Source organism: Methanosarcina thermophila TM-1 (genome assembly GCF_000969885.1).
GTDB classification, from domain to species: Archaea; Halobacteriota; Methanosarcinia; order Methanosarcinales; family Methanosarcinaceae; genus Methanosarcina; species Methanosarcina thermophila.
In genome coordinates this window covers 2489529-2513621 of the sequence record NZ_CP009501.1, presented here as the reverse complement: position 1 = coordinate 2513621, position 24093 = coordinate 2489529, and the positions used below count along the sequence as shown (strand labels likewise).

21 protein-coding genes and 1 tRNA gene are annotated in these 24093 nt (G+C 40.7%); 5 read left to right on the top strand and 17 right to left on the bottom strand.

All coding sequences use genetic code 11. The features are described 5' to 3' along the window. Positions 1-54 precede the first annotated feature (54 nt). Positions 55-819 carry an A24 family peptidase C-terminal domain-containing protein gene (locus tag MSTHT_RS10885; RefSeq protein WP_048167802.1) on the bottom strand — a complete coding sequence of 255 codons (765 nt, stop codon included), beginning with the start codon at positions 817-819 and terminating at the stop codon, positions 55-57. 325 nt (positions 820-1144) lie between these two features. Here MSTHT_RS10885 and MSTHT_RS10880 point away from each other — a divergent pair. The 3 genes from MSTHT_RS10880 to MSTHT_RS10870 all read left to right on the top strand — a co-directional run bounded on the left by MSTHT_RS10880 (position 1145) and on the right by MSTHT_RS10870 (position 2727). Then, positions 1145-1218 (top strand) — tRNA-Val (locus tag MSTHT_RS10880). Positions 1219-1672: 454 nt separating this feature from the next. Then, a complete protein-coding gene (locus tag MSTHT_RS10875; RefSeq protein WP_048167801.1) occupies positions 1673-1879 on the top strand; it encodes a hypothetical protein in 207 nt (68 codons plus the stop codon). Between the two features lie 263 nt (positions 1880-2142). After that, positions 2143-2727 carry a sugar O-acetyltransferase gene (locus MSTHT_RS10870; protein ID WP_197071749.1) on the top strand — a complete coding sequence of 195 codons (585 nt, stop codon included), beginning with the start codon at positions 2143-2145 and terminating at the stop codon, positions 2725-2727. 136 nt (positions 2728-2863) lie between these two features. On the opposite strand, the gene MSTHT_RS10865 is transcribed toward MSTHT_RS10870, so the two are convergent. Both MSTHT_RS10865 and MSTHT_RS10860 read right to left on the bottom strand, forming a co-directional pair. Then, positions 2864-3112 (bottom strand): DUF3006 domain-containing protein, encoded by a 249-nt coding sequence (locus MSTHT_RS10865; protein WP_048167800.1) that lies wholly within the window; start codon positions 3110-3112, stop codon positions 2864-2866. Between the two features lie 2 nt (positions 3113-3114). Further along, positions 3115-4419, bottom strand: a complete 1305-nt coding sequence (locus MSTHT_RS10860) for a lamin tail domain-containing protein (RefSeq protein WP_052721881.1) — start codon at positions 4417-4419, stop codon at positions 3115-3117. Positions 4420-4587: 168 nt separating this feature from the next. On the opposite strand from MSTHT_RS10860, the gene MSTHT_RS10855 reads away from it, so the two are divergent. Beyond that, positions 4588-5760: an amidohydrolase gene (locus MSTHT_RS10855; protein ID WP_048167799.1), complete on the top strand. Its 1173-nt coding sequence runs from the start codon at positions 4588-4590 to the stop codon at positions 5758-5760. A gap of 139 nt (positions 5761-5899) precedes the next feature. On the opposite strand, the gene MSTHT_RS10850 is transcribed toward MSTHT_RS10855, so the two are convergent. The 8 genes from MSTHT_RS10850 to larE all read right to left on the bottom strand — a co-directional run bounded on the left by MSTHT_RS10850 (position 5900) and on the right by larE (position 14592). After that, positions 5900-7951: a type II secretion system F family protein gene (locus tag MSTHT_RS10850; RefSeq protein ID WP_231588081.1), complete on the bottom strand. Its 2052-nt coding sequence runs from the start codon at positions 7949-7951 to the stop codon at positions 5900-5902. Next, positions 7885-9576 (bottom strand): type II/IV secretion system ATPase subunit, encoded by a 1692-nt coding sequence (locus MSTHT_RS10845; RefSeq protein ID WP_048167798.1) that lies wholly within the window; start codon positions 9574-9576, stop codon positions 7885-7887. Before MSTHT_RS10845 ends, MSTHT_RS10850 begins: the two co-directional genes overlap by 67 nt. A gap of 503 nt (positions 9577-10079) precedes the next feature. Next, positions 10080-10256 carry a hypothetical protein gene (locus tag MSTHT_RS14605; protein ID WP_156149755.1) on the bottom strand — a complete coding sequence of 59 codons (177 nt, stop codon included), beginning with the start codon at positions 10254-10256 and terminating at the stop codon, positions 10080-10082. Between the two features lie 371 nt (positions 10257-10627). Next, positions 10628-11809, bottom strand: coding sequence for a cysteine desulfurase (locus MSTHT_RS10835; RefSeq protein ID WP_048167796.1), 1182 nt, complete (start codon positions 11807-11809; stop codon positions 10628-10630). 42 nt (positions 11810-11851) lie between these two features. Further along, complete coding sequence (locus MSTHT_RS14600; RefSeq protein ID WP_156149754.1) at positions 11852-12010, bottom strand: hypothetical protein; 159 nt, start codon at positions 12008-12010, stop codon at positions 11852-11854. A 508-nt stretch (positions 12011-12518) separates the two neighbouring features. Next, on the bottom strand, positions 12519-13067 hold the full coding sequence (locus tag MSTHT_RS10830) for a DUF531 domain-containing protein (protein ID WP_082086829.1): 549 nt from the start codon (positions 13065-13067) through the stop codon (positions 12519-12521). A gap of 142 nt (positions 13068-13209) precedes the next feature. Next, positions 13210-13650, bottom strand: coding sequence for a GNAT family N-acetyltransferase (locus MSTHT_RS10825; RefSeq protein ID WP_048167794.1), 441 nt, complete (start codon positions 13648-13650; stop codon positions 13210-13212). A gap of 111 nt (positions 13651-13761) precedes the next feature. Further along, entirely contained in the window at positions 13762-14592 is an 831-nt protein-coding gene (larE, locus tag MSTHT_RS10820) for an ATP-dependent sacrificial sulfur transferase LarE (protein ID WP_048167793.1), read from the bottom strand. 267 nt (positions 14593-14859) lie between these two features. On the opposite strand from larE, the gene glmM reads away from it, so the two are divergent. Beyond that, positions 14860-16218, top strand: a complete 1359-nt coding sequence (gene glmM / locus MSTHT_RS10815; RefSeq protein ID WP_048167792.1) for a phosphoglucosamine mutase — start codon at positions 14860-14862, stop codon at positions 16216-16218. 1012 nt (positions 16219-17230) lie between these two features. Here the strand turns inward: glmM and MSTHT_RS10810 are convergent. From MSTHT_RS10810 to MSTHT_RS10780, 6 genes are all read right to left on the bottom strand, one after another. Next, positions 17231-18379 (bottom strand): TIGR04013 family B12-binding domain/radical SAM domain-containing protein, encoded by a 1149-nt coding sequence (locus MSTHT_RS10810; RefSeq protein WP_048167791.1) that lies wholly within the window; start codon positions 18377-18379, stop codon positions 17231-17233. A 36-nt stretch (positions 18380-18415) separates the two neighbouring features. Beyond that, complete coding sequence (locus MSTHT_RS10805) at positions 18416-19528, bottom strand: site-2 protease family protein (protein ID WP_048167790.1); 1113 nt, start codon at positions 19526-19528, stop codon at positions 18416-18418. 119 nt (positions 19529-19647) lie between these two features. After that, positions 19648-20100 (bottom strand): DUF126 domain-containing protein, encoded by a 453-nt coding sequence (locus MSTHT_RS10800; protein WP_048167789.1) that lies wholly within the window; start codon positions 20098-20100, stop codon positions 19648-19650. Continuing rightward, positions 20087-21295, bottom strand: a complete 1209-nt coding sequence (locus MSTHT_RS10795; protein ID WP_048167788.1) for an aconitase X — start codon at positions 21293-21295, stop codon at positions 20087-20089. The genes MSTHT_RS10800 and MSTHT_RS10795 overlap by 14 nt, the downstream gene beginning before the upstream one ends. Positions 21296-21301: 6 nt before the next feature. Next, a complete protein-coding gene (locus MSTHT_RS10790) occupies positions 21302-22576 on the bottom strand; it encodes a UbiD family decarboxylase (protein WP_048167787.1) in 1275 nt (424 codons plus the stop codon). Between the two features lie 263 nt (positions 22577-22839). Continuing rightward, on the bottom strand, positions 22840-23907 hold the full coding sequence (locus MSTHT_RS10780) for a citrate/2-methylcitrate synthase (protein WP_048167785.1): 1068 nt from the start codon (positions 23905-23907) through the stop codon (positions 22840-22842). Between the last annotated feature and the right edge of the window lie 186 nt (positions 23908-24093).

The following is a 24093-nucleotide window of genomic DNA, read 5'->3' as shown; positions in this document are numbered from 1 at the left end:
AAAATGAATCTGGCTAGCAGCAGGCTAAATCGAGTGAAAACAATAATTGCTCTGTTAACCTGTTATAAGGTGTATAACCGTATAAAAGATCAAATCTCCAAAAATAACTGCGGCTATAAAGCCCGCTGTAATTGAAAGCATGAACGGCAGACCTGGAGTAACCCAGACATCTTTCCCGATCAACCCTTTTTTCAGATATTCTTCGAGTTCAGGTTTCTGGTCTGCATCGAAATTAAGTCCTGTGCGGGCGAACCCTCTTTTGAGACTTCCGGTTTCGTTAAGCTCAAATTTTTCAAGCAGGCCAAGGTGCTTCTTATTTTTCAGGGAAGAGATCTCAGTCCTGTAGCCTATGAACATATAAAGCGGTTTTTTGACCATTTCGGGCGAGAAATGAAGGAGATTGTAGCAGAACATTCCTAGCGGGACAGCTGTTGTCAGCAGGAGAGCATTCCCGAGCACCGTAAAAGTAAAAAGCCCCACAGGCGGAAGCCCGAGCAGGGGATATATTTCTCCTGAGATCTTAAAAACCGGGTAGGTCGGAAAAAGGATTGAAAGCACTATCAACCCCTTCGCGTCCCCGCCTCCGAAAGCCCCGAACTGGAAAAGAATATAAACGACAGTAAAAACAATGACTCCTGAAAAAACAAGCTGTATAAGATATGAAATCCCCACGGTAAAAAGCTCATAGAATATAAATATCGAGCCTGCTGTAAGCATGTATTTCCAGACCTTATTTGAAACCATGCGGGATTCAAGATCGGAATAACATGAATACAGCAAAAAAGGCATGCTGAAGAGAATTTTGAGGATTTCTATCATTTATAACCCTTTACTGAGATTAGTGTCTTTAGATTTATTAACATTTATTAACATTTATTACTTATTTACTTTATTGACACTGAGAAAAAATTCTCCGGCAAAACAGATAGAATCTCAGATTATTAATGCTGGTTCAGCCGGCGTGAAAAAAAAGCTGGGCAGTGGATAAAACGTGGATAAAAACCGAATCAGATCGAGTAAAATATAAAAAATCTTTCATACCGCATGGAGGCAGCCCTGAGCATCATTAACAAGCGATAAGCTTATACATAGGAAGTTCTATTTTATGGTTGCTTAGCCCTTTTAATTTTCAATTTCAATTCATGGGCTCGTGGTCTAGATGGTTATGACGTCGCCTTCACACGGCGGAGGTCCTGAGTTCGAATCTCAGCGGGCCCACTCTGATTTTTATTATTTTTATTTTCTGATTTTAAGTGTGTATAAAGCTTTTTTTCTAGTGCTTCAAGTCTTACTTCAAGGTCGGATTTAGATTCTGGTTGTGAAACTTTAAGCATGCCTTATCTCTTATCCTGAAGGAATAGCCTCTCTAAAGGCTGAAAATAAAGAAGCTACTAATTAAAGTTATTGATTAAAACTTTAAGAATAATTTTTGGAAAAGTTCCTCAATAGATGTTGTGGCGAAGACCAAAAACAATACGTAAATGAGACAGTATCATCTATTTTGCCTGCTTTTTGTACCCATTTGACTAATTTAGTATTATCAATATCTCTGAAACACTATTGAACTAACATTAGTTCAATAAGATAACTATTTATAGGAAGTATCTGTATTTACTATTAAAGTAAATTAAAGAGAACTTTACAGTGGGGAGAAAAACAGTGGGGTAAATACATGAAACAGAATGATCCATATTTCAGGCGGTTTGACAACGCAATAGGTTATGATGGTGCTGTAATTCGCGGGGGGAACAGCATTGAAGTTCGTATAATGAAATGTCTTCGCTCACTTGGATTTTTTCTGTACTTGTTTCTAGCATCTTTGCCAATAGCTTACGTGCTAATAAAAATATCCTCAATGATCTTTGGAAAAATAATGTAAACAATGATTCCAGGTAAAAAGGTATGACCTTGAGGTTATACTGGAGATTGAATTGCAGCTCATCGATTTCAAATCACTATTTCTGATCTTCAGCTTAACCTTCTTTTCCTATATTTTAATTCTTATTTTAAGGTCAGATTTTTCTTTGAATTGTGTGATTTTAAGTTCACAATTAAACACTTCTTCAAGAGCAATTAACCAAGCACTTTCTCAAAAGCAATTAAATAAACAGAATTACCATTTTACTAAGGAGGGAAATAATAATGGCTGAAATGACTGAAAAAGAGAAAGCAGCTCGGGGATTATTATATAATGCAATGTATGATAAAGAACTGATCGAGGAACGGGCTTATTGTAAAGCAATCTGCTACGAATATAATCAGCTCCATCCAGCAAAAATTGAGGAAAAAACCGCTTTAATCAAGAAACTTTTTGGCAAAATAGGAGGTCCCTTTTTTATTGAGCCGCCATTTATGTGCGACTATGGTTACAACATCGAAATAGGCAGCAATTTCTATGTAAATCACAACTGTATAATTCTTGACACAGCAAAGGTTATTTTTGGGGATAATGTAATGATCGGTCCAAACTGCGGTTTCTATACAGCTGGACACCCGCTTGACGCAGAGCGCCGTAATGCAGGGCTGGAGTATGCTTATCCGATTAAAGTCGGCAGCAACGTATGGATAGGCGGCAATGTTGTTGTACTGCCCGGCGTATCTATCGGAGATAACGCTGTTATCGGCGCTGGAAGTGTTGTGACAAAAGATATTCCGTCAGGGGTTGTCGCTGTCGGGAATCCTTGCAGGGTTATTCGTGAGATTACTGATGAAGATAAGAAATTGTAATCATTGTTTTTGCGAGTCTTATCTCGAATTTAGTCTTATCTCGAATTTATATGTAGACTGGAATAGATACTTTAAAGTCTCAATTCAACTACTATAACCAAAGCTATTATCAGAGAAACAAATCTAATAAACCGTTTTATTTAGTTCCTTGATTCTTATTCTTAAGCTTTTCAAGCAAACCTGATACTCTTTCCTTAGCATCCTCTGTTTCCTGCACATCTCTTGTGATGGTAATATCCAGAATATCACCTTCTTTACTTTCAGCAGGCAGCAAAAAAAGAGGTATATTAATTTTTACTGACTCGTCATCCCTTACAAGCAGCACTGCATTGCCTTCTTCTATGCGGTCAAGGGTAACTTTGAAATTCTCTCTGAAGTTCTCCATCTTCAGCTCTCCTGTTTTGAAACAAGTTTTCCACTATCATCGTAGAGATATGCTGTGTCACCATCGTTATTCCATACAGGGTTGTCTAACTGCCAGTAAAGCTCAGTAGCTGAGTTCGTACCCTTTCCGGTAAACACAGTTACTGTTGTTCCTGCATTCAGGGTGTAAGACTGAAACGTATAGGTATGTTTACTGCCTTCGTCTTCAATCTTCCAGCCGTTCAGAGAAACGGGAGAAACCCCTGTGTTTGATATCTGAACCCATTCGTCCTGAAGATTCAGGCCGCTCACATACACAGTTGATTCAGTAGAGCTTGAATCCACATATTCTCCGGATTGTACCTCTGCTGTTGAATCTGTAGAAGCGTAAGCTTCATTTCTGCTGGAGGTATTCCTGATTTTTTCAGTTGTTACAGTATAAGTTGATCCATCGGTTGTAATTACTATTGTGCCGTCCAGATCTGTTCTATATACTGTTGAGACCTTCTGCAGCCTGTCAAGAACCTCGGCATGAGGATGCCCATAGTCATTTCCTGCTCCAACTTCGATTATACTTACTTCAGGACTTACAGCTGAAATAAAGGTTTTTCCGCTGCCTGATCTGCTTGCATGATGTCCGACCTTGAGGATATCAGAATCTACATCATAACCAGCCTCCATTATATTTTCTTCTGATTCCAGACCTGCATCTCCCATGAGCAAAAACGAGGTTTCGCCATACGTCACTTTGAGAACCACTGAGTTTTCATTCAGCTCATCGGAGTAAGCGCTTGCAGGATTTAACACTTCTATATCAACGGCAGGGTCAAAGTCAATTTTATGACCAGCCTGAACTACCTCAAAAGGAATATTCTTCTTATCAATAGTGATCAGCATATTCTCATAGGTTTTTGAGGTATGGGGATATCCGCAGTCAATAAAATATTCTACCTGGAAATTGTTAAGAATATCCTCCATGCCGCCAATATGATCTGAATGCGGATGGGTTGCAACTACGTAGTTCAGTGTGGAAATTCCCTGGTTCTGCAAGTAAGCTGTGACAACTTTTCCCTGGTCCCTTTCTCCTGAGTCGACTAGCATGGATTTTCCACCAAACTCCAGGAGGATTGAATCACCCTGACTAACATCCAGGAAATGTACGGTAAGGTTCTGGCCTGATACAGTGACAGTATTTTGAGCAGTTACTGTAGAGGGATGTGCTTGCTCCGAAACTGCTTCAAGAGGAGTTTCTTCTGAGTCCGCACACCCGGCTGCAATGAGTACCAGGGTCAGGACGAAGATCGCAGCAGTCAGCTGTGAAAATCTCATAATTATATTAATGCGTTGGAAATATTAGAAATTTGCATTGAGCTTTCTTAAAACTTATTTTTTTCTTTACTGCTGAAAGAAGATTTAATTTTATATTTTACTAGAAAATTGTATTAATTTATTTAATCGAGCTAATATAAATTCTATAATCATGGGAGGGGAATATTTATGAAAAAAATAATTAAAAACGCAAAAATCTATACAATGTCAGAAGCTGGGATATTAGAAAATGCAGACATACTGATACAGGATGGTAAAATAGCAGAAATAGGCACAATAAATGAAAAAGATGTAGAAGCAGACGAGATAATTTATGTAGCCGGTAAACTTGTTTTCCCTGGATTTATAGATGCTCACTCACATGTAGGAATTTTTGAAGATTCTATGGGTTTTGAAGGAGCAGACGGTAACGAAAATACTGATCCTGTGACACCACATCTCAGAGCAATTGATGGAATAAATCCTCTCGATATTTGTTTCAGTGAAGCGTTAAGCTCCGGAATAACTGCAACAGCAACAGGTCCGGGAAGTGCCAATGTTATTGGTGGGCAGTTTGCTGCAATAAAAACCTATGGCACAAGAATAGACAATATGATAATTAAAGCACCTGTTGCAATGAAAATCGCTTTTGGAGAAAATCCAAAAAGAAATTATAAAGAAAAAAACAAGACCCCAGTAACTCGGATGGCTACAGCAGCTATGTTAAGAGATATCCTTTTTAAGACAGCTGAATACATGTCTAAAAAAGAGAGATCTACTGAAAAAAATGAAGAAGGACCTGAATATAATATAAAGTATGAAAGCCTGATTCCAGTCCTGAGAGATGAAATCCCATTAAAAGCTCATGCACACAGGGCTGATGATATTTATACCGCAATTAGAATCGCCAAAGAGTTCAACCTGAAACTTATATTAGAACATGTAACTGATGGATATTTGATGCTTGATGAACTTAAAAAAGAAAAGTATCCATGTATAGTTGGACCCAATCTCGCTGGAAGGACAAAGATAGAGCTTAAAAACTTAAGTTTTAAAAATCCGGGGTTATTATCAAAAAATGGCATAATGGTTGCAATTATGACAGACCATCCTGTAATTCCAATCCAGTATCTTGCTCTTTGCGCGGCGCTGTCTGTTAAATATGGAATGGATGAATATGAAGCTCTCAAAGCAATAACCATACATCCAGCAAAAATACTGGGTATAGATGACAGAGTTGGCAGTATTGAAAAAGGTAAGGATGCTGACATTGTCATTATGAATGGTCACCCATTTGATACATTTTCTACCACTCACATGGTTTTGGTAAATGGTGAAATCGCTTATAAGGCGGCGGAATAATATGGTTATAACAGTTCGCAGATTTTTATTTTCTATGCAGCCTTATTTCTACGCAGATGATTTTGAAAAACCATTTGCTCCGGCAGATAAAAAAGTGAGACCAGGGCTTTCCTAATAAAGCCCCTCACTCTAAACAAGCTCAAACAAAGAAATTAAATGCCAGATAAGCAATTATCAACATGCTGACGCTATATTTCAAGCCCAGATACGCAGAACCCTGTCCCATTTTTCCGGCAATAAGTCCCGAAGTAACAGCCTGTACTAGGGCTGAATGGAACATGAGCATATTATATTCATCTATATTGAAATAGCTGTTTCCTATTCCTCCGGTTCCCCCTGCCTGGGCAGCCGCTGTGAACGAGGCGGTTTGCGGGAAGAAGTCGGTAGCCAGAATATAGACTATGAAAAGGAAGACAAAAAAGGATATATAAATAGTGACAATGTAGATCACCATTTGTGATGAGCGCTCTTTCTTCAACCCCTCTTCGATCTTAGCCTGTGCAGCAGTGATAGAGAGTACACTTGTAAGGTCACTTGTAGATTCGTTTGCTTTTACCAGAATATGAATAATCCTGCTTGAAGAAGCTGTTCTGATACTGTTCTCAAGCTTCATGAGAGCTCTTGAAGTGGAAGTACCCCAGGATAGATCCTCCTTTAACTTCATGAGTTCTTTACTTAAAATGCCCATTTTCGATTCTGCTATTAATTTTAAAGAATTCGCAAGTAAAATTCCAGAATCGTTCATGCTGGAGAGATTTCTTAAAAAGTCAGGCATCCTCTCATCTATCTGGCGTATTCTCCAGGCTTTGATCTCATAAAAAATGATGAAGGGAATCAGGAGAATGATAGTAAAGATAATAATATAGTCATCAACTGTGGTAGCCAGCTTGATAGCACCTTCACTGACATGGTCAAAATTTATGTTCAACTGAGGGCTAAAACTGAGACGATTTGCAATACCTTCTGGAAGATTGGTGAGATAAAGTAGACCAGCCGGAACTGTAATAAAAAACGTGTATCTTGGCTCGTCCCGAAGAGTTCTGTAGGGATTTAGCAGCATGTCTTTGATAATGGAAAGCTGCCTGTACATCCTGTACTTCTTACTCCTCTCTTCTTCCTTCTCTTTGGTGAGTCCTGACTCGATTTCCGGGATGTCGGCAAGGTTTATTGAAAAACTGGAGACCTTACCCTTCTTAGGGTTGAAAGAAAGTTCTCCCACAGTATCGAGAATTACCAGATAGAGCAGGGTTGCAACAGGCAATATTACATAGATAAGCATGTAAAGAGCCTGGGTTGAAGCAGGTTTGAAGAACTGCAGTACAACAAGGGTCACCATTATAAAAAGAGGACCTGCAACCAGCGCAGTCACATAAACTTCAGCAAGAACATCAAGTCTCTGCAATAGACTCCTATTCGCCAGTTCCGCCATATATTGATATTGATCAGCCTTGCTTTTTATATACTCATTAATAGTTCCGCTGTTTGAAATAATGATTAGTCCATCAATAAAGTCCTTAAAAATGTCTGAAGGGGTACGTTCTTTTGCAGAATTGAGAGCGCTTATAAAATCTTTTCCAAGATAATCCATATCCCTCACAATATAGGATATTTCTTCCGCGCTCGCACCAAATATATGAGTATACATGCTAATGGATCTGAACACATCATAAACCGACATGCCTCCTTTCATCAGAGCATACATATAGATTATTGATGGGAGTATGGATCTATCTATACAGGCTCGCCGGTTATTTGACTGAAAGTAAGGATAACTGTATATCAGAAAAAAGACAATTAGAGAACATATAATGAGCATTACAGTAGCGGTTAGAATTGCAAGAGGGTAAACATATTTTTCTGCATAACCTGCACTTGTAGAATTCATGAAAAGGCTGAGGCGGGAAACCGGGTCACCAAAAATTTTAAGTCCCATCGATAAGCCGAAAATACCTCCAGCAGTTCCTACTATTATAGAATACATTAAGGCAGAAGCCAGGTATTGATCCACTGTCATGGAAATATGGGATTGGCGTATCTTTAATTTTAAATCTTTAAAGCTTTCTCTATTTTTGTAAAAGAAACCTCCAAAGTATCTGTATGCAAGTTTATCCACAGCAGTATAAATTATGCTCCCCCCTCTTGAGCAGCCATTTCCTTTATCATAGTTTGCAAGGTATCGTTCTCGATACATTCCATAACCATCTTAGGATAGCTCTGATACGCCTGGACTACAATAGATACCTGGATATAATCCCTTATGTTTTTTTCAGACATGTATGTCAGTATTTTTCTTCGATTGTCCATTTCAGTTCTCAGCTGAGTGGTATCCCAACCTCGAGAATACATAATCTCCGGAAGGATGTGGGACTCTCCCACTTTGATGAAATAATCTTTAGAAGGTTCCCAGTTGAAAAGTTCATTTATGCCAAGATCCCCTGTCTCAGGGTCAACATTAAGAATTTCCACGAGACTCTGGGTTCTTCTAACTCTTTTCTCTCCGATGTATGCTTGTTTTTGAATACAGAGCACATCAAGAGACTGCAGCATTACATTTGGTACATTTATTGGTTCGTGCGTAAGCCTGTTTATAACAGTCTGTACATCTCCTGCGTGCATAGTTGAACTTGTTGCATGCCCTGTTGACATTGCCTGGAAAAGAGTCAGAGCCTCACTACCTCTCACTTCACCCACAATGATGAAATCGGGACGCTGTCTGAGAGCAGCTTTCAGGAGGTCAAACATGGAAATTTCTCCCGTTGAGTCTCCGGCAAAACTCTGCCTCGCAATCCCAGAAACCCAGTTATTATGATAGAGCAGGAGTTCCCGCGTATCTTCTATAGAGACTATCTTGGCTGTTGAGGGCATAAACAGAGACGTAGCATTGAGCATAGAAGTTTTCCCCGATGCTGTTCCTCCCGCAAAAAGAATGTTGTGACCGTTCTCAATGACCAGCCAGAGGTATACTAGCATGTCAAGATCACACGTATTATAGCTAAGCAGGTCTATCGGAGTAATGGGGTCTTTCCTGAACTTACGGATGGAGAAAGAACTGCCTCTGGGAGTAATTTCCCTTCCTAAAATAGCCTGAAGCCTCGATCCTTCCTGAAGTCTTGCATCTACAATTGGCTGGCTTACAGATACGTGCTTGTTATTTAACTGGCACATTTTAATTACAAGGGCATCAAGCTCGTCGTCTTTAAAATAAATATTACTCTCAATATTGAGATACTTTGTATGATAAATGAAAAGTGGGATATCTGCTCCATCACACGAGATATCTTCTATATAAGGATCATAAAGAAGCGGATCAATTTTCTCGTAACCTAGCATATTTCTTTTAAGATAATATATTATTTTATGAAGGGCTGCGTTTGAGATTTCAGCTCTGTAATTTTCAAGAAGGAAGAGAGCCTTACCCACAAGAAACGCATCCTTTTCGGAGATTGAATTTGTAGAACCCAGAACCAGGATATCCTGGAAATCCTCATAAATCCGTTCAAGAAGCTCTTTCTCAAACTTTGTAAGCGAAGGTTCGATAAGTCTATAGTACCTTGTTCTGCGATCTTCCAGAATTGATACAAAGTTGTAAGGCTCCTGAAGCCAGTACCTTTCGATTTCTTTGAATCCATCAGGCACTATAAAATCTACAAGAGGTCCATCTTTTTTAGGATCATAAGCTGGCAGAGTTCTCAGTGGCTTGTCAAAGTAAACTTTAACCTTCTTTATGACCTCTGAAATAGAGGTGTAATTATCTTTTTTCCCCAATAACCTCGAAATAAACTTACTCTTCGCTGGCGTTTGTTTTACTTCGACCATAAACTCTTCCCCTGTTTTCTGACGAAGTTATATAGAACTAACTATTTATAAAAACTTTCTACTGTTCATGGCTGCATAAATATATTTTAAGGAGTTGGCTTTGAAGTTAAATCCGATCAAGCTCCCTGCATAATACATATTCTACCGAAGGGGGTGATGGATTAATGAGAGGTAATCAGTTACCTTCTTTCTATAAGGAAAGCTAAAAGTATCAAAAAACAGGTCTTGTTTCGGATTAAAGAAGCTTATGATAATGCGTAAGAGGGCAATTAATTTAGAAAACTATTTCATAAAGTATTCCTCAGATCTTTTTGAACAATAGAAGGAGAATTTTAATTTTTTTATACTCTCCGCCTCAACCTCTAATTCATAAGTTAGAGTTCTTCAAGAACTATTCTATGTAAACTTCCACATAATCAACCATAGCAATTTTCCACTATTTTCGTTTGCATTTCCAGAGGCTGAGAACCTGACCCGGAGTTTTTCAAGTTCGTCGATATTTTTTATATACTCAGGTTGATCATCAGTTGGGTCATCGAATCAGGTTTCAGGATTTTAACTTGGGAGTCGGACATGCTATAAGTCCTGCGAAACTCATCTGGTGTCCCATAGTTGCCGGAAAGTATTACATTGATTGCGGATTTATCAATAGCTTCTCCCCCGACATGGACAATCTGCACAGTACCATTGACTGCGTAAATACTTTCATGAAAGTAGACATGCGGAATATGTTTCGGGATTCCAGCTCCGCCATCAGAACTCTCTAATTGCGCTGTGCTTAGAATCCTTCCAAATAGCGAAAACTTTCAAAAAATTATTCATTTGTCTTTAGATTATTTTTATATGAATATTAACTTAACTATCTGGTGGAAAATTATAAGCTTTCATGCAAAAAAGTGCAGATTTTTGTTAAAAGAATTATATGAGTCTCCTGTCAGGAAGACAGTCAAAGGATAAGAGGGTATTCTTTCTTACTGAGAACAGAATTAAAAACCGAATAATAAAATTAAGGAGTATGTTATTAGAAAAATGAGAAAATTGTAAACGTTTTTTAAGAAACGAGAGCCTTAAGGTCGGCAACTGCATCTACCAGTATATCCACTTCTTCTTCTGTATTATATAATGCAAAAGAAGCTCTTACAGTGCTGTCCACCTTCAGGAAGCGTACAATTGGGATTGCACAGTGATGTCCGCTTCTTACACAGATTTTCCTGGTCTGGTCAAGAATCAGGGCAACATCATGGGCATGAAGCCCTTTTACATTAAAAGGTACTATTCCTGCCCTATCATCAGGCCCGTAAACCTCTACATGCTCTAGTTCGGAAAGTCTTTTTGCAGTTTCAGTTGCCAATTTTATTTCGTGTGACTCTATTTCCGAAACTCCTATTTTTTTTACATATTCGACTGCTTTTCCTAAGGCTATAACTCCTGGAATGTTTGGGGTGCCAGCTTCAAAACAGGCAGGAGAAGGTTCCAGTACATAATTGCACCCTTCAATATCCGAAACTGTACCTCCTCCCACTGAGGCGCTATCGAGTATGTCTGGTTCTTTGATATAAAGTACGCCAGTGCCCTGCGGTCCAAGTAGTCCTTTATGCCCTGCAGTTGCAAAGAAATCACAGTCCAGATCTTTAAGACTAACTGGCATATGTCCTGCGGACTGAGCCCCGTCTATCAGGGTTCTTATGCCGTTTCGATGGGCAAGTCTTGTGATATTTTTTACATCCTGAATGGAACCGAAGACGTTTGAAACCTGAGTTATGGCAACCAGTCTTGTTTTCTCAGTAAAAGCCTCCTCTATAGAAGAGATATCGATCTTTCCCTCGCTGTCAGGACTTATAATCGTAACTTTTACTCCTTTTTTCTGGAGGCGCAGCCAGGGAAGGAGATTTGAATGATGTTCTAGCAGGGTCGTAATAATATGGTCTCCAGCTTCCCAGGGATAGCTGTTTGCAATGAGATTTATACCTTCAGTGGTATTTTTCGTAAAAACGGTCTTTGAAGGCTCTGCGTCCAGGAAACTCGCAACAGTTTCCCTTGCATCTTCATAACGATTTGTAGCTTCCCTAGCTAAACGATGTGCACCCCTCCCATGGTTGCCAGCATACTTGTAAAAGTACTCGACCATGGCTTCAACTGCAGGTACTGGTGTCTGAGTAGTTGCCGTACTGTCAAGGTACACGACTTCTTTTAAAACAGGGAAATCTTCACGGACCGCATATACATCGTACATGCTTTTTCTTAAGAACGAAGAATAAAAAAAGGTTGTGCAAGGTTATTTCCCCTGCATCCCGCCTATCATAAAGCGGTAAAGGTCTAATTCGTCTGAGTCCAGGTGGTCAGTACAGCCTTTTACCACGGCATGATAACTGCTTTCCTGGTACTTATTTCTATATTCGTTTTTTTTCTTGTTTTCGCGCTTTAATTCACTCATAATTTCCCTCCTGTCTCTTCAAATCTTGCGCTTACATAAGGGTCAGAGTTAGTCCTTCTGGATACGAGAGCCCTGCAATCCGGGTTAAAGTTCCCAGCCTTCTCACATGGGGCGTTGAGTGCAGGTTAGAATTCCAAGTCTTTCAAACAAATTACAGAAAAATTCATTCTCTAAATCCCTGAAGACAAAATCCTGCGTTAAGGTCAGAGACTTCGATTTTTCTGGATTAAAACCTGAAAGCATGCCGAAATTCTATTTCCTCTGGGCTAAAGACCCCATAATAGCGCGACTAGCGTTGTACTTACCCACAACAAGTACTAATTGTCAATCGTAATATATATCCATTCCGGAATTTCTTTTAAAATTATTCAGTCCGGAATTTCTTTTAAAATTATTCAGTCCGGAATTTCTTTTAAATTATCCCGTAATTTTTAGCGAAACCAAATATTCTAAGTAAATGATTGAAGTAATTCTCCTGTATTTTACTTCAAAAACTTATGATGGAAGTTCACTTTTTAGTCTCAAGATTCGCCATGAGCCCTGAAAGATAGGCAGGAATCGCCCCAATTGCAGTGCAGGTCTCAAGAGAAAGACCTTTGCCGGTAATGTCAAGATGATATTTTCCTCTCTCGAAAAGCTCTTTCGGAAGCCCTTTGTGCCCCAGCCCTACAAGAAATAGAAAAGAGCGGTTTCTAAAAGCTTCTTCGGCGATCTTTATGGGTGTAATCTGCTTTTTTGGGCTAGGTTTTGAGGTAGTAATTACGACTTCTCCAAAATGAGATGGGAAACCTTTTTTTGGAAGTTCGGATACCGACAGGTGGCTCTTTTCATAAAGGATCTTTAGATAACTTCCCGATTCCCCTATTGTGGTTTTTTCCATCACGTAAGCTACCAGTTCTTCTACAGTCATTTTAAATGGAAAATCATAAAGAGCAAGGTGGAATCCAAAAGCATGGCAAATCGGAGCAGCTCTTGCAATTGCACGGTAATGAGCATCGAGAATTTTAATCTTATCGTAGGTATTTACTATTCCAAGGGTAAGCATATGCTGCCTCATGTGCTTTTGCATAAATAATGTTTCGTCCTGCCAGTTCTGGTAAGACTTGCTTTCTCTCTATTCTCAAAACATGAGTTATCAAACTTATATTAAGGATTGCCAATTAGACTTAACTCGGAGAATAAAAACTTAAGATTAAAGTCTAGTTGCAGGAATATTTCATTGTGAACTGCGTGCATTTTTCAAAATGCTCACACATTTTGCAATCTTCCCAGAGCAGTAACTTTTGGGGATTTTTAATTTTCTCGAAATTAAGCTTCTCAAAAAATTGGGGCGCAGTCGTCCTGACATAGAGATCACTGGCTGGTTCGTCAATTGTTGTCAGGAGATGCTTAACAAGCCTGGTTCCGATACCTTTTCCCCGAAAGTTGGGATGGACAGCAATGGAATGAAGTTCCAGAAATCTCTTGCCTTGAGACCCGGACATTATAAGAGCAGCGCATCCTCTAATTTGTCCATCAATTTCAGCTACAAAGAAATCTTCAGCTTTGAGCCCCTCCATATCGAGAAAATAAGTTGAGAGAAGCCTCTGAATATCTTGCAGATCTGATTTACCAGCTTTTCTAATCAGAATTTCTTTCATATCTTTTCAATAAAACGTCTAACAATTAGATTTTCTCTAATCTTCTCATGATTGCTTATCTTTTCCCAGATTAATCTCACAAAATCCCTTTATCTTATCAGGATGAGACTCTCAATGCCTTATTATCTCTTTTTCCCGGATGTAAGGCTCGTCCATGCTTCCGCTCCGGAAACCCTCAAGGTCAAGGGTAATGTAGTCAAAGCCCAGGGATTTTAAACGACGCACAATTTTTTCTCTTTTCCGCAGAACATCCTCAAATTCCTCCTGAATTACCTCAATCCGGGCAAGGTATTCATGCATCCTGACCCTGAACTGGGAAAAACCCAGGGAATAGAGAAAATCTTCGGCTCTTTCGATTCTCTGAAGTGATTCGACAGTTATCGGCTGCCCGTAAGGAAAACGTGTAGCAAGGCAGGCTGCAGAAGGTCGGCTGGCTGCTGAAAGAGAAAGCTTTGATGCAATCTCCCTGATTTGTTCTTTTGTTACATCAAATTCCATAAAAGGAGAAAAAACCTTATCTCCCGCTTCCTGTACTGCCCTGTAGCCAGGGCGGTATTCTCCCTGCAGTTCGGAGGAATTTGTGCCTTCAAGCACAACGTTGTATCCCGCTTTTTCCGCGAAATCCAGAAGGGTTTCAAGCAGGGCTTTTTTACAGAAATAGCACCTGTTTAATGTATTTGCTGAAAAATAAGGAAGGCTCAGCTGAGAGAAAGTAAGAATTTTATGCTCAATTCCGATTTCACAGGCAGTCTTGACAGCTGTTTCAAGCTGTCTCCTTGGAAAGAGTGGGGAATCTATGGTCACAGCGACTGCTTTTTCCCCAAGGGCTTCAAAAGCAAGGGCTGCAAGAGTTGTACTATCTACTCCCCCTGAGAATGCAACAACTGCACTTCCTCTGGCTTTTATAGCCTCCTTTATCAGTTCAATCTTTTCAGTAACCATTAGTAACGGATTTTAGCTAATAAGATATATGTATTTGCCAAGCCTATAGTCAGCTACCTTACATGATTGGAAAAATATCAGTGTGTTGAATACTTAATATTTCATAGTTCTAGAATTTTCAGGAAAAGCACATTTTAAAATCGTTTTAATAATTCTATGCAAGAGCTCTGATGAGAAGCTGAGCTTTGTTTACATAATAACTTCAAATAAAAAGCAAATCTGCCTCAATGGCATAATCCACTCAAATCACAAGGAAGGAGACCTTATATGGCATTATTTGGAACTAACGGTGTACGTGGTATCGCCAACGAATATATAAATCCAGAACTGGCAGTCAATTTAGCTAGAAGTCTTGGTACGTATATGGAATCGAAAGGCACAGTTGCTATAGGCTGTGATACCCGGATTTCGGGGCAGATGCTGAAATCCGCTGCAATTGCCGGGGCTCTTTCAACAGGTTTGAACGTAATTGATGTGGGAACATTACCTACTCCTTCTATTCAGCTTTATGTGCGCGACTTTGCCGATGCAGGGATTGTTATTACCGCCTCCCACAACCCAAGAGAATATAATGGAATTAAATTAATAGCCGGAGATGGCACGGAATTTCCCAGGGATGGGGAAAAAGAAATTGAAAAGATTTACTATTCAGGGAAATATTCCATTGTATCCTGGGAAAAGACTGGCAATTTCAGAACTGATCCTGGAGCCAATGATTATTATATCAGAAACATTATCAACTCGGTAGATGCCGAAACCATCCGTAGCCGCAGGTTAAAGGTAGTTATTGATACCGGCTGCGGAGCCGGCTCGCTAACTCTTCCTCTCCTGCTCAGGGAACTGGGGTGCAATGTGCTGACTCTTGGAGCTCAACCCGATGGGACTTTCCCTTGGAGAAATCCTGAACCTACTCCCGATGCTTTAACTGAACTCTCCAAGCTTGTGAAGATGACTGGAGCCGATTTAGGAGCTGCCCATGATGGGGATGCGGATAGAATAGTCTTCATAGATGAGAACGGCGAATTTCTAAATGAGGAAGTTTTGCTTGCTATGATGGCAAAATATATTCTTGAATGTGAAAAAGGTCCTTTAGTAACTCCTGTTAGCTCTTCACAACGCATGGCTGACGTAGCAAAAGAAGCAAGTGTTGAACTTTACTGGACAGCGGTCGGCTCAATCAATGTCGCCCGAAAAATGATGGAAGTAGGCGCGGTTTTCGGAGGTGAAGGCAATGGAGGTCTTATTTTCCCCAAACATCAATATTGCAGGGACGGTGCAATGACCTGTGCCAAAATCCTTGAAATTCTGGCAAAAGGAAACAAGCTTTCCGAACTTGCTAAAAGTGTGCCTCAGTATTTTAATGCAAAAACCAAAATTCCCTCTGTAAATACCCAGACTACGATGGAGATAGTTAAGAAAGAGGCTTCTGGTCTTGGATATAAGATGGACACTATCGATGGAGTCAAAATCTGGTACGAAGACGGCTGGGTTCTTATCCGCCCCTCAGGTACGGAACCGATTTTCCGAATCTTTGCCGAAGCAAAAAAGCAGGAAAGAGCCGAGGAACTCATGCAAGAAGGCTTGCAAATGGTTATAAGAGCGGAAAAAGCTTCAGCCCCCAAATAAACAGTGAATAACTCTGTAACTGATCTGCAAAACCCCAGAATAAAGATTCAAATTAATTGCCTAATACCACGGAAAACAGCTACATCAAAGCTGTGCCGTCTTATTTTTTATATTTTTCACAGACTTTCTGGTATGTGTGCTCTGCACCCATCAGAAATATAGACAACCTATACAGCTGATGTGGATAACCCAAGTTAATGTGAATAATCCATATAGTCAATCTGGTTAACTCATATAGTCAATGTGAATAGCGGAAGTTTTATCAGGCATTTAACAGCCCTAAAAAATATTTTTAACTTGCAAAATTGAAAGTTAACAAATTATCTCCTGTATCCCTAGGAAAAAAACGCACACTTCCAAGATGTGATTCAGGCAGAAGAGCTCAATTTTGCAAGATTAACTGTCGACATGTAAGTATTAATTAGAAATTCGTAGCAACAAATTATAAATACATTGATTACAGTATTACAAATTGGCAAAAAACGAAGAATCTTCCTTTATATAAGTATGTCAGTATGAGAGCCTCCTAAGCTCAAAACGTTGCACATTATACTGAAAAAATTACAACGAACTCGAGATGTTGTTTGACTAAAAGAACAGCTGGTAGTACAAGATCAATCGAAAAAAAACAGATCAAAAACACAAGATCAATCGAAAAAAACAGATCAAAAACATAAGATCAATCGAAAATACAAGGTCAAAAAATTGAAAGACAAGTAAATTAATTTGGGAGATATAAATTCAGTAAAAATTCAGGAGTAAATAAAGCATATCCTAAGACAATAATACAAACTGGAAAAAAATAGAAAAATACCAACCTGAATCCGAACTCAGGTTAATGGAGTTGATAGCTAGGATTCTGACAGATCATTGACAGATCAAAAGCAAGACAACATATGCAGAAACCTCTAAAATAAATAACTTGTGCAAATCGTTTACAGGCAGTTTACGAATCAGAGATGAGGTCTGGTTTCAAAGACGGTGCCCTGATTCAAGATACTGACTTTCAGCCTTATCTCCTTAATTTGACCTTTTTTTCAGGCTTTGAATGGTTTTCCCAGTATCCTGTGAGTTTGCCGCTGAGGGCAAGTTTTCCGAGTTCTCGCCTTACACGGTCGCTAACCTCTGTCGGAACAGCCGACTCATATGGAGTTCCTGGCAGAGGGGTAAAGTAATGGGCTCTTACCGTGCCTCCTTTCTTACAGATCCAGCGGACAAGGTCAAGGCTTTTTTCCTGATCTTCTTCGGTCTCAGTGGGAAGGCCGAAGATAAAATCAACTGCAGGGATAATTTCATGCTCCAGGCAGCACTCAACTGCTGAAATGCTGTCATCCACGGTATGTCCTCTTCGAATCTCTTTTAGAATTCGGTCACTGCCGGACTGAGCCCCAAGGCTAAGTGTATTGTTTGCGCAGTACGTCCTCACAAGTTCAACCGACTCATCAGTCACAAATTCCGGACGCACCTCAGAAGGGAACGTCCCGAAAAAGATTTTCTTATCAGGAAGTTTATAAAGTGTCGAGAGTAATTTCTCCACCTTATCAAACCTTGGATGGATCCCATCACTTCCGTAGCCAAAAGCATTGGAAGCTATAAAGCGGAGGTCACTATAATGCCTTGCGTTTTTTACAATGGAATCTATGCTTCTGTGCCTTACTTCTCTTCCGAAAAGCCTGGGAGTCTGGCAGTACTTGCAACCCCAGGGGCATCCCCTGCTAATTTCAATCGGAGCCAGAAGTTTCGCAGGGTCGAAACAGGGGTAAGAATCAAGATTTGCATAAGCTCTTTTCGGAGTTATAACAACTGAACCCGTTTCTCTATCTCTGTACGCAATGCCAGGTACTTCTCCCGGATTTTTTCTTTCCTGGATTACTTTTATAAGTTCTGGAAGGGTTTCCTCTCCTTCCCCAATCACAACATAGTCAAAATATTCAAGCGTCTCTTCCGGAGCCCCTGATGGGTGAGGACCTCCTGCGATGAAAATTGAATTCGTGCCTGCATTTTTCACTTCCATGAAAACTTTTGCTGCCTGGCGTGTTGTAAAACTGTAGATCATTATTCCGTTTACAGGCTTGTCTACAAAATCGGCTTCCGGCAGTAAAGGAGAAAGGACTGCAAAGCTGTAAGAATTCTTCTTGTTGTACCGGAAGTGTATGTCCATTTTTTTCCTCCGTTTTTTAAAATTTCAGGTCTTCTTTCAAGAAATCGGTTTAAAGGGAATCAGGGTAAAGCAAAGAAATCCCAGGATAAAGGTAATGATCCCTAGAAGGATGCGTTTTTTGTCAAGTTCTACTTTGTCATGCAGAGGGGAAGGATGCCCTGCTGCTGAAAAAACCCAGAGGAGGAGAGCCCAGAAAATCCATATAACACCGTCTTCTTTCAGCCAGTAAATTACATAAATCCCTGTAAGGAACAGGATACGCGGCATAAGAAATGAGATTTTTTCAGCTTTTTTTCCCATCATTGCCCTGAGGATGTGCCCGCCGTCAAGCTGCCCTGCCGGAAGAAGGTTAAGTAGGGTTACAAACATTCCTACCCAACCCGCAAAAGCTACAGGATGCAGATTTTGCCCTGTAGCTCCAACAAGAGTCTGGATAAATACAAAAAGGGGGGGCATCCCAAGATCAAACATCATAGAACCAGGAAGGGGTTCTACTGCCGGCATCTCAAGGTTAAGCCCTATAATAGTAACAGCAACTGACATAAACAGACCTGCCAGAGGTCCCGCGACTCCCACATCGAAAAGTGCTTTCCTGCTGGGTACAGGTCCTTTGTAGCGAATCACCGCTCCCATAGTGCCAATGAAAGTGGGAAAAGGAATGAAATACGGAAGGGATGCCTTCATTCCATGATACCTTGCCATAGCATAGTGAGCCATCTCATGGGAACCGAGAACCGCCATTATCGCAAGGGTAAAAGATAATCCTTTGAAAAGCTGGAAAGGTTCCTCTTCAAGGTTCACTCCAAACATCCAGGCTCCACAGACCATAGTTGTAAAAAAGGTCGCTATAAAAAGGACAAGGTTTAGCCAGATTTTTTCCTTTGCCTTCTTTTCAGGAGAGACTTGCAGTATATACTCCCCAAGCTCGTACTTCAGCACACATCCGAACCCAAAGCGTTGTAAAGGCTCCCAAAGTTCCCCGGTGAGAGTCTCAGCATCGACTTTAGGAGTTCCGTAGAAATAAAGGGTTTCTCCGGAGTTCTGGATCTCATACACGTCAAATACTCTGACTATAAAAGGATATAAACGCGAAACTGTTTCCTCAGCGTTGAATTTTCCTCTATCTTTCTTGCGGTCTTCCCGGTTCATTTTGGAGTTCCTACTCCCAGCTTAAGATTTAATATTCGGGTTTATTCATATTCAGCTTTTAGAACTGAACTCTCACTTTTCATTTTGCAATTAACTTTTTAATTTGCCTGCCCTCAGTTTTACATGTTTTCAGTCTTATTTATTTCAGTTTTACCAGTTTCCGATTTGAGAAGTTCAATATATCCTCCGTTTCCGTTAACCAGAACAAGGTCTCCGTTATTTAAAACTTCGTAAGGGTTTCTTTCGAGCATATCAACAAGCGGGATTTCGGAAATAATGGCTCCAACTGCAACTATAGGTTCAGTTTCCAGATTTATTATTGCTGCAGGCGCAGTTCCGTTTTTTTTCAGTTGATACATAACATACGAGCCGACTGTAGAGCCTTTTCCGTGAGGAAAAACGAGAACCTTACCCTGAATTGATTTTCCTTCAAGGGCGTGATTTTCCTCAACTACGACCCCGGTTTTCGGATCTATACTTCCAAGGAAGGAAATAGGGTCTCTGGAAAGCAGTACTTCCCCCTTTGCACATCCTCTGGAAATTGCCCTACCTTTAAGTTTAATGGGAACCACCTTCTTTCTTTGCTGTGTTGCCGCCCACTGCCTCTTCAATACACATCTCCATATTTCCATATACGGCTTCAGCCCCGCACATCCCTGGCACGTAAGCAAGAGCTTTTCCTGAGTTTACCATAACACAGGAATATCGATTGGTAGCAGGAGAGACTACCATACAGGTATCACAGACGACTTTAGCTCCACTTTTTTCAATAGTCTTTATATACTCAGGATAGCGTTTTACAAGTTCCCTTGAAGTAAAGATCCAGAGTTCTTTCGAAACAGTTTTTCCTTTCAGGAGTTTGGCTATCTTTTCGAGTTCAGTTGCCGAGCAGTGAGGGCATCCTATAGTTATTAATTCGGGCTCTCTGGTAGCTTTATTCAGGGTCTCATAAACCTCATCAAGCTGTTTTCTCTCAATAGTTATCTTTTCCTCAGGATCTTCAAAATTCAGCCTGCGAATCTCGGGCGTGACCCCTTCCACGTGGTAAAGAGCAACTGCCCCTGAAGCTGCCATTGCAGCTCCAAGCGCTTTCAATTCATCTACGTCAGGGGTAGTTTTGAGATGAAAAACGGGTACTTTGCTTCCTGCAAGTTTACCGACTATATATCCGAGTGCCCCATAATCCGATCCTTTAAGTGGGAATTCTACATGAATTGAGATTTCAGGCACACGGTTTTCGTCCAGATGGAGCCCATAATTTGCAGTTTTCCCTAGAAGCGCCGCCGAAAGGGCTGATGGTCCTCCTTCACGGTTTGTCCTGGCTCCAAGCACGGAATTTGCATAAGAAACAGCTGACGACTCACTCCATGCCAGATGATCGCCGTAACTAGTGTCAAAGCCCTCAAGGGTATAAGGCGTGCATGTACATTCGCAGCGAATACCCAGTTTTGCATATGTCTGGATAATCAGTTTTTGTTTTTCTGCAAACTCGGGGGAGATCCTTAGCCTTTCCCAGTCTTCAAGATCCATCCCTGCAGGGTTAAGGATCGCAGGAACCTTAACCCTACCCTGGAGGTCTGAAATCCATTCAAGACCTGCGTCGCCTATAGTTTTATAAGAAACTCCTGCAATCTGTGCGCTTTTGATTGGTATGAGACGGTCTGCACCATAAATATCTCCAAGAGCCACCAGAATCCCGATAGCCTGCCTTAGAGTCTCCCCTGCTTCACCATTCAGGATCTGTTCTTCTTCTTTTGTAAGATACATTGAGATTCACTCGTTAACTTCAGGGATTACCGCCCTTTCAAAATTTTCTTTTTCGGTAAGAACCTTTGTTGCATCAATCCCTACTTTTGTGGTCGTTCCGTCAGGAGCTCCTCGCGGGTCCAGAGAACTACCCCGGACATTAGGAATAATAAGAATATCCATATCCCCTTTGACTCTCGTAGCAATTGCAAACTCAACATCATTTGGGTCGAAAATATTTATATCTTCGTCCACAACTACCACATGTTTAAGGCTGGTGTGAGCTGCAAAGGCTGCCATAATTGCATTTTTCCCATCTCCTTCAGTCTGCTTCTCGATCTGAACGACTGCATGAAGATAGCAGCATCCTCCTTCTGTCAACACCACGTTTCTTACGGTAGTGACCTCTCCGACAGCTCTGTAGATTCTTGGCTCATAAGGCACCCCCATCATCAGGAGATGTTCAGGGCCTGCTGGCAGAATTCCATGGTATATCGGGTCTTTTCTATGGATAATTCGGGTTATATGGATAACAGGCTCTTTTCTCACCACGTCGTAGGTTCCCGTAATGTCTACAAAAGGTCCCTCATCAACCTTTTCCACTGGATCAATGTAACCCTCAAGCACGATTTCCGAATGAGGAACTTTTACTCCGTTTGAGCACTCAAAAAGCTCCACAGGAGCTCCTCTCAGGGCGGCTGCGTATTCGAATTCTTTTCCAACGGGAACTCTTGTTGAGGTCGCGTAAATAATAATAGGGTCGCAGCCAAGCACAATTGCAACAGGTAAAGGTTCTCTTTTTTCAGCAGCTTTTTTATACAGTAGATAAGTATGTCTCGGAGGAACCAGTCGGGCTGCGAGCTTATCTTTTCCTACAAGCATAAGGCGGTGAATGGAAGCATTAATTGTACCTTCGTACTCGGAAACTACAATCCCCGCGGTTATATAAGGGGCTCCGTCTTTTTCAAAATGTGTAAGGATAGGAAGTTTTGTCAAGTCAACCTCATCTTCTATAACCTCAAGGGTTGGAGATTCTGAAACCAGCCTCACCTCACCTTCTGGAGAAACTTCGGAAAGCCTCTTTATGATTTCTTCTTTAGGAACTCCTAGCATTGAAGCCAGTTCTTCCCTTGATCCAAGCAGGTTCATAATGACCTTCGAACCCGAGATATCATGGAAAAGAACCGGGGCTTTTGTGGTTTTTGCGATTCTTGAAGCTTCAAACCTCGGAGAAACGGGCTGAGAAATCTCTACCAGTTTTCCATTTTCCTTTAACTGGTCAATAAAAGCTCTAAAACTCATGGGTATCTGGATATCAAAAAGCTGTCAGATAATAAAAAGTTTGTCTGACAACCATTTAACAAATTGCTTGCCCACAAGCCTTTTCAAAAAACTGCTTGAGCGCAAACTTTTTAGGAAAAAGTTTGATCAAAAACCTTTTGAAAAAAGGTTTTTTGAAAACGGCGTGACGGCGTGGTCAAGTGACGCAACATTTGGGAATCTACCGGCTCAACGGTCGCAGTACAATGGTTTAGGGAACGATTTCACTTGACCAAAAGATTATCTCAACATTCATCAAGCATGAAGGCTCTGGGCCTTATGATCTTTTTCTTCTCATATTGGTCAAAGCAATGAGCTATCCAGCCTGAGACCCTGCCGATTGCGAATATAGATGTTGCAAGTTTGGGGGGAATATCCAGATACTTATAAATAACTCCCGAATAAAAATCGACATTGGGGTAGATTGGCTTGCCTTTTTTTTCTACAAGCTCGCGAATGACTGTTCTTTCTGTTGCTTCGGCAATTTCATACCAGTACATATTCCCTTTTGCCTCTGCAAGTTGCCTGGAGAGCTGTTTGAACACTACGCCTCTTGGATCATAGGTCTTATATACGCGGTGCCCGAAACCCATGATCTTTTCTTTCTTTGCAAGTTTCTCAAGAACGTATTTTTCTGCGTCTTCCGGGGAACTGATCTCATCAATCATAGCCATAACTTCTGCCCTTGCCCCTCCATGGAGAGGGCCTTTAAGGGTACAGAGTCCAGAAACAACAGCAGAATAGAGGTCAGAAAGGGTGGAGGCAGTAACTCTTGAAGAAAAAGTAGATGCGTTTAGTTCGTGTTCGGCGCTGAGGATAAAGTCTTTTTCCATGACCTCAGCCTCCAAATCACTTGGTTTGCTTCCTCTTATCATGTAGAGGAAGTTAGCTCCATGGGAGAGAGAGGGATCAGGAGGCACCGGTTCTTTCCCATTTGCTATTCTATGATAAGCAGCGACTATGGTTGGGATCTTGGCAATTAACCGTATGGCTTTTCTCATATTTCCTTCGGGGGAGTTGTCGTTAATATCCGGATCGAACTGTGATATGAAAGAAACGATTGTACGCAGCGCTTCCATAGAGTCAATGTTGAAATTGCACATACGGATAACATCAATCGCCTCCCTGTTGATCTCACGTTCCCCACGCAGGCGGGCTGAATAATCGGCAAGTTCCTGATCTCCAGGGAGTTCTCCCATGATAAGCAGATAGGAAACTGCATCATAAGGAAGCTCAACCAGCTGGTTAATGTCTATCTCCCTGTACTTCAGAATGCCCTCCAACCCGTCAATGAAACTTATATTTTTACTCATTTTCTACCTCACAGTTATGCCTAGAGGATTTTCAAAAAACTTTGAAGTTTGGGGAATCCTCTGCTTATACGTGGAAGAGTCTAACACGAAGGGCCTTATAAGACCCAAAAATAGGGTGACACTGCATTCCTATTATATCGAATAAGTATATTAAATTTGTTGAAATTGTATCTCAAGAGCTTTATA

Coding starts and splice junctions, on each gene's coding strand:
- larE (WP_048167793.1), bottom strand. CDS start 14,592: ATGGTTACTGAAAAGATTGAACTGATAAAGGAGGCTATAAAAGCCAGA.
- MSTHT_RS10870 (WP_197071749.1), top strand. CDS start 2,143: ATGGCTGAAATGACTGAAAAAGAGAAAGCAGCTCGGGGATTATTATAT.
- MSTHT_RS10835 (WP_048167796.1), bottom strand. CDS start 11,809: ATGTACGATGTATATGCGGTCCGTGAAGATTTCCCTGTTTTAAAAGAA.
- MSTHT_RS10810 (WP_048167791.1), bottom strand. CDS start 18,379: ATGGACATACACTTCCGGTACAACAAGAAGAATTCTTACAGCTTTGCA.
- MSTHT_RS10885 (WP_048167802.1), bottom strand. CDS start 819: ATGATAGAAATCCTCAAAATTCTCTTCAGCATGCCTTTTTTGCTGTAT.
- MSTHT_RS10780 (WP_048167785.1), bottom strand. CDS start 23,907: ATGAGTAAAAATATAAGTTTCATTGACGGGTTGGAGGGCATTCTGAAG.
- MSTHT_RS10795 (WP_048167788.1), bottom strand. CDS start 21,295: ATGTATCTTACAAAAGAAGAAGAACAGATCCTGAATGGTGAAGCAGGG.
- MSTHT_RS10805 (WP_048167790.1), bottom strand. CDS start 19,528: ATGAACCGGGAAGACCGCAAGAAAGATAGAGGAAAATTCAACGCTGAG.
- MSTHT_RS10825 (WP_048167794.1), bottom strand. CDS start 13,650: ATGAAAGAAATTCTGATTAGAAAAGCTGGTAAATCAGATCTGCAAGAT.
- MSTHT_RS10875 (WP_048167801.1), top strand. CDS start 1,673: ATGAAACAGAATGATCCATATTTCAGGCGGTTTGACAACGCAATAGGT.
- MSTHT_RS10845 (WP_048167798.1), bottom strand. CDS start 9,576: ATGGTCGAAGTAAAACAAACGCCAGCGAAGAGTAAGTTTATTTCGAGG.
- MSTHT_RS10790 (WP_048167787.1), bottom strand. CDS start 22,576: ATGAGTTTTAGAGCTTTTATTGACCAGTTAAAGGAAAATGGAAAACTG.
- MSTHT_RS10865 (WP_048167800.1), bottom strand. CDS start 3,112: ATGGAGAACTTCAGAGAGAATTTCAAAGTTACCCTTGACCGCATAGAA.
- MSTHT_RS10830 (WP_082086829.1), bottom strand. CDS start 13,067: ATGAGGCAGCATATGCTTACCCTTGGAATAGTAAATACCTACGATAAG.
- MSTHT_RS10855 (WP_048167799.1), top strand. CDS start 4,588: ATGAAAAAAATAATTAAAAACGCAAAAATCTATACAATGTCAGAAGCT.
- MSTHT_RS10860 (WP_052721881.1), bottom strand. CDS start 4,419: ATGAGATTTTCACAGCTGACTGCTGCGATCTTCGTCCTGACCCTGGTA.
- MSTHT_RS10850 (WP_231588081.1), bottom strand. CDS start 7,951: ATGTATCGAGAACGATACCTTGCAAACTATGATAAAGGAAATGGCTGC.
- MSTHT_RS14600 (WP_156149754.1), bottom strand. CDS start 12,010: ATGAGTGAATTAAAGCGCGAAAACAAGAAAAAAAACGAATATAGAAAT.
- glmM (WP_048167792.1), top strand. CDS start 14,860: ATGGCATTATTTGGAACTAACGGTGTACGTGGTATCGCCAACGAATAT.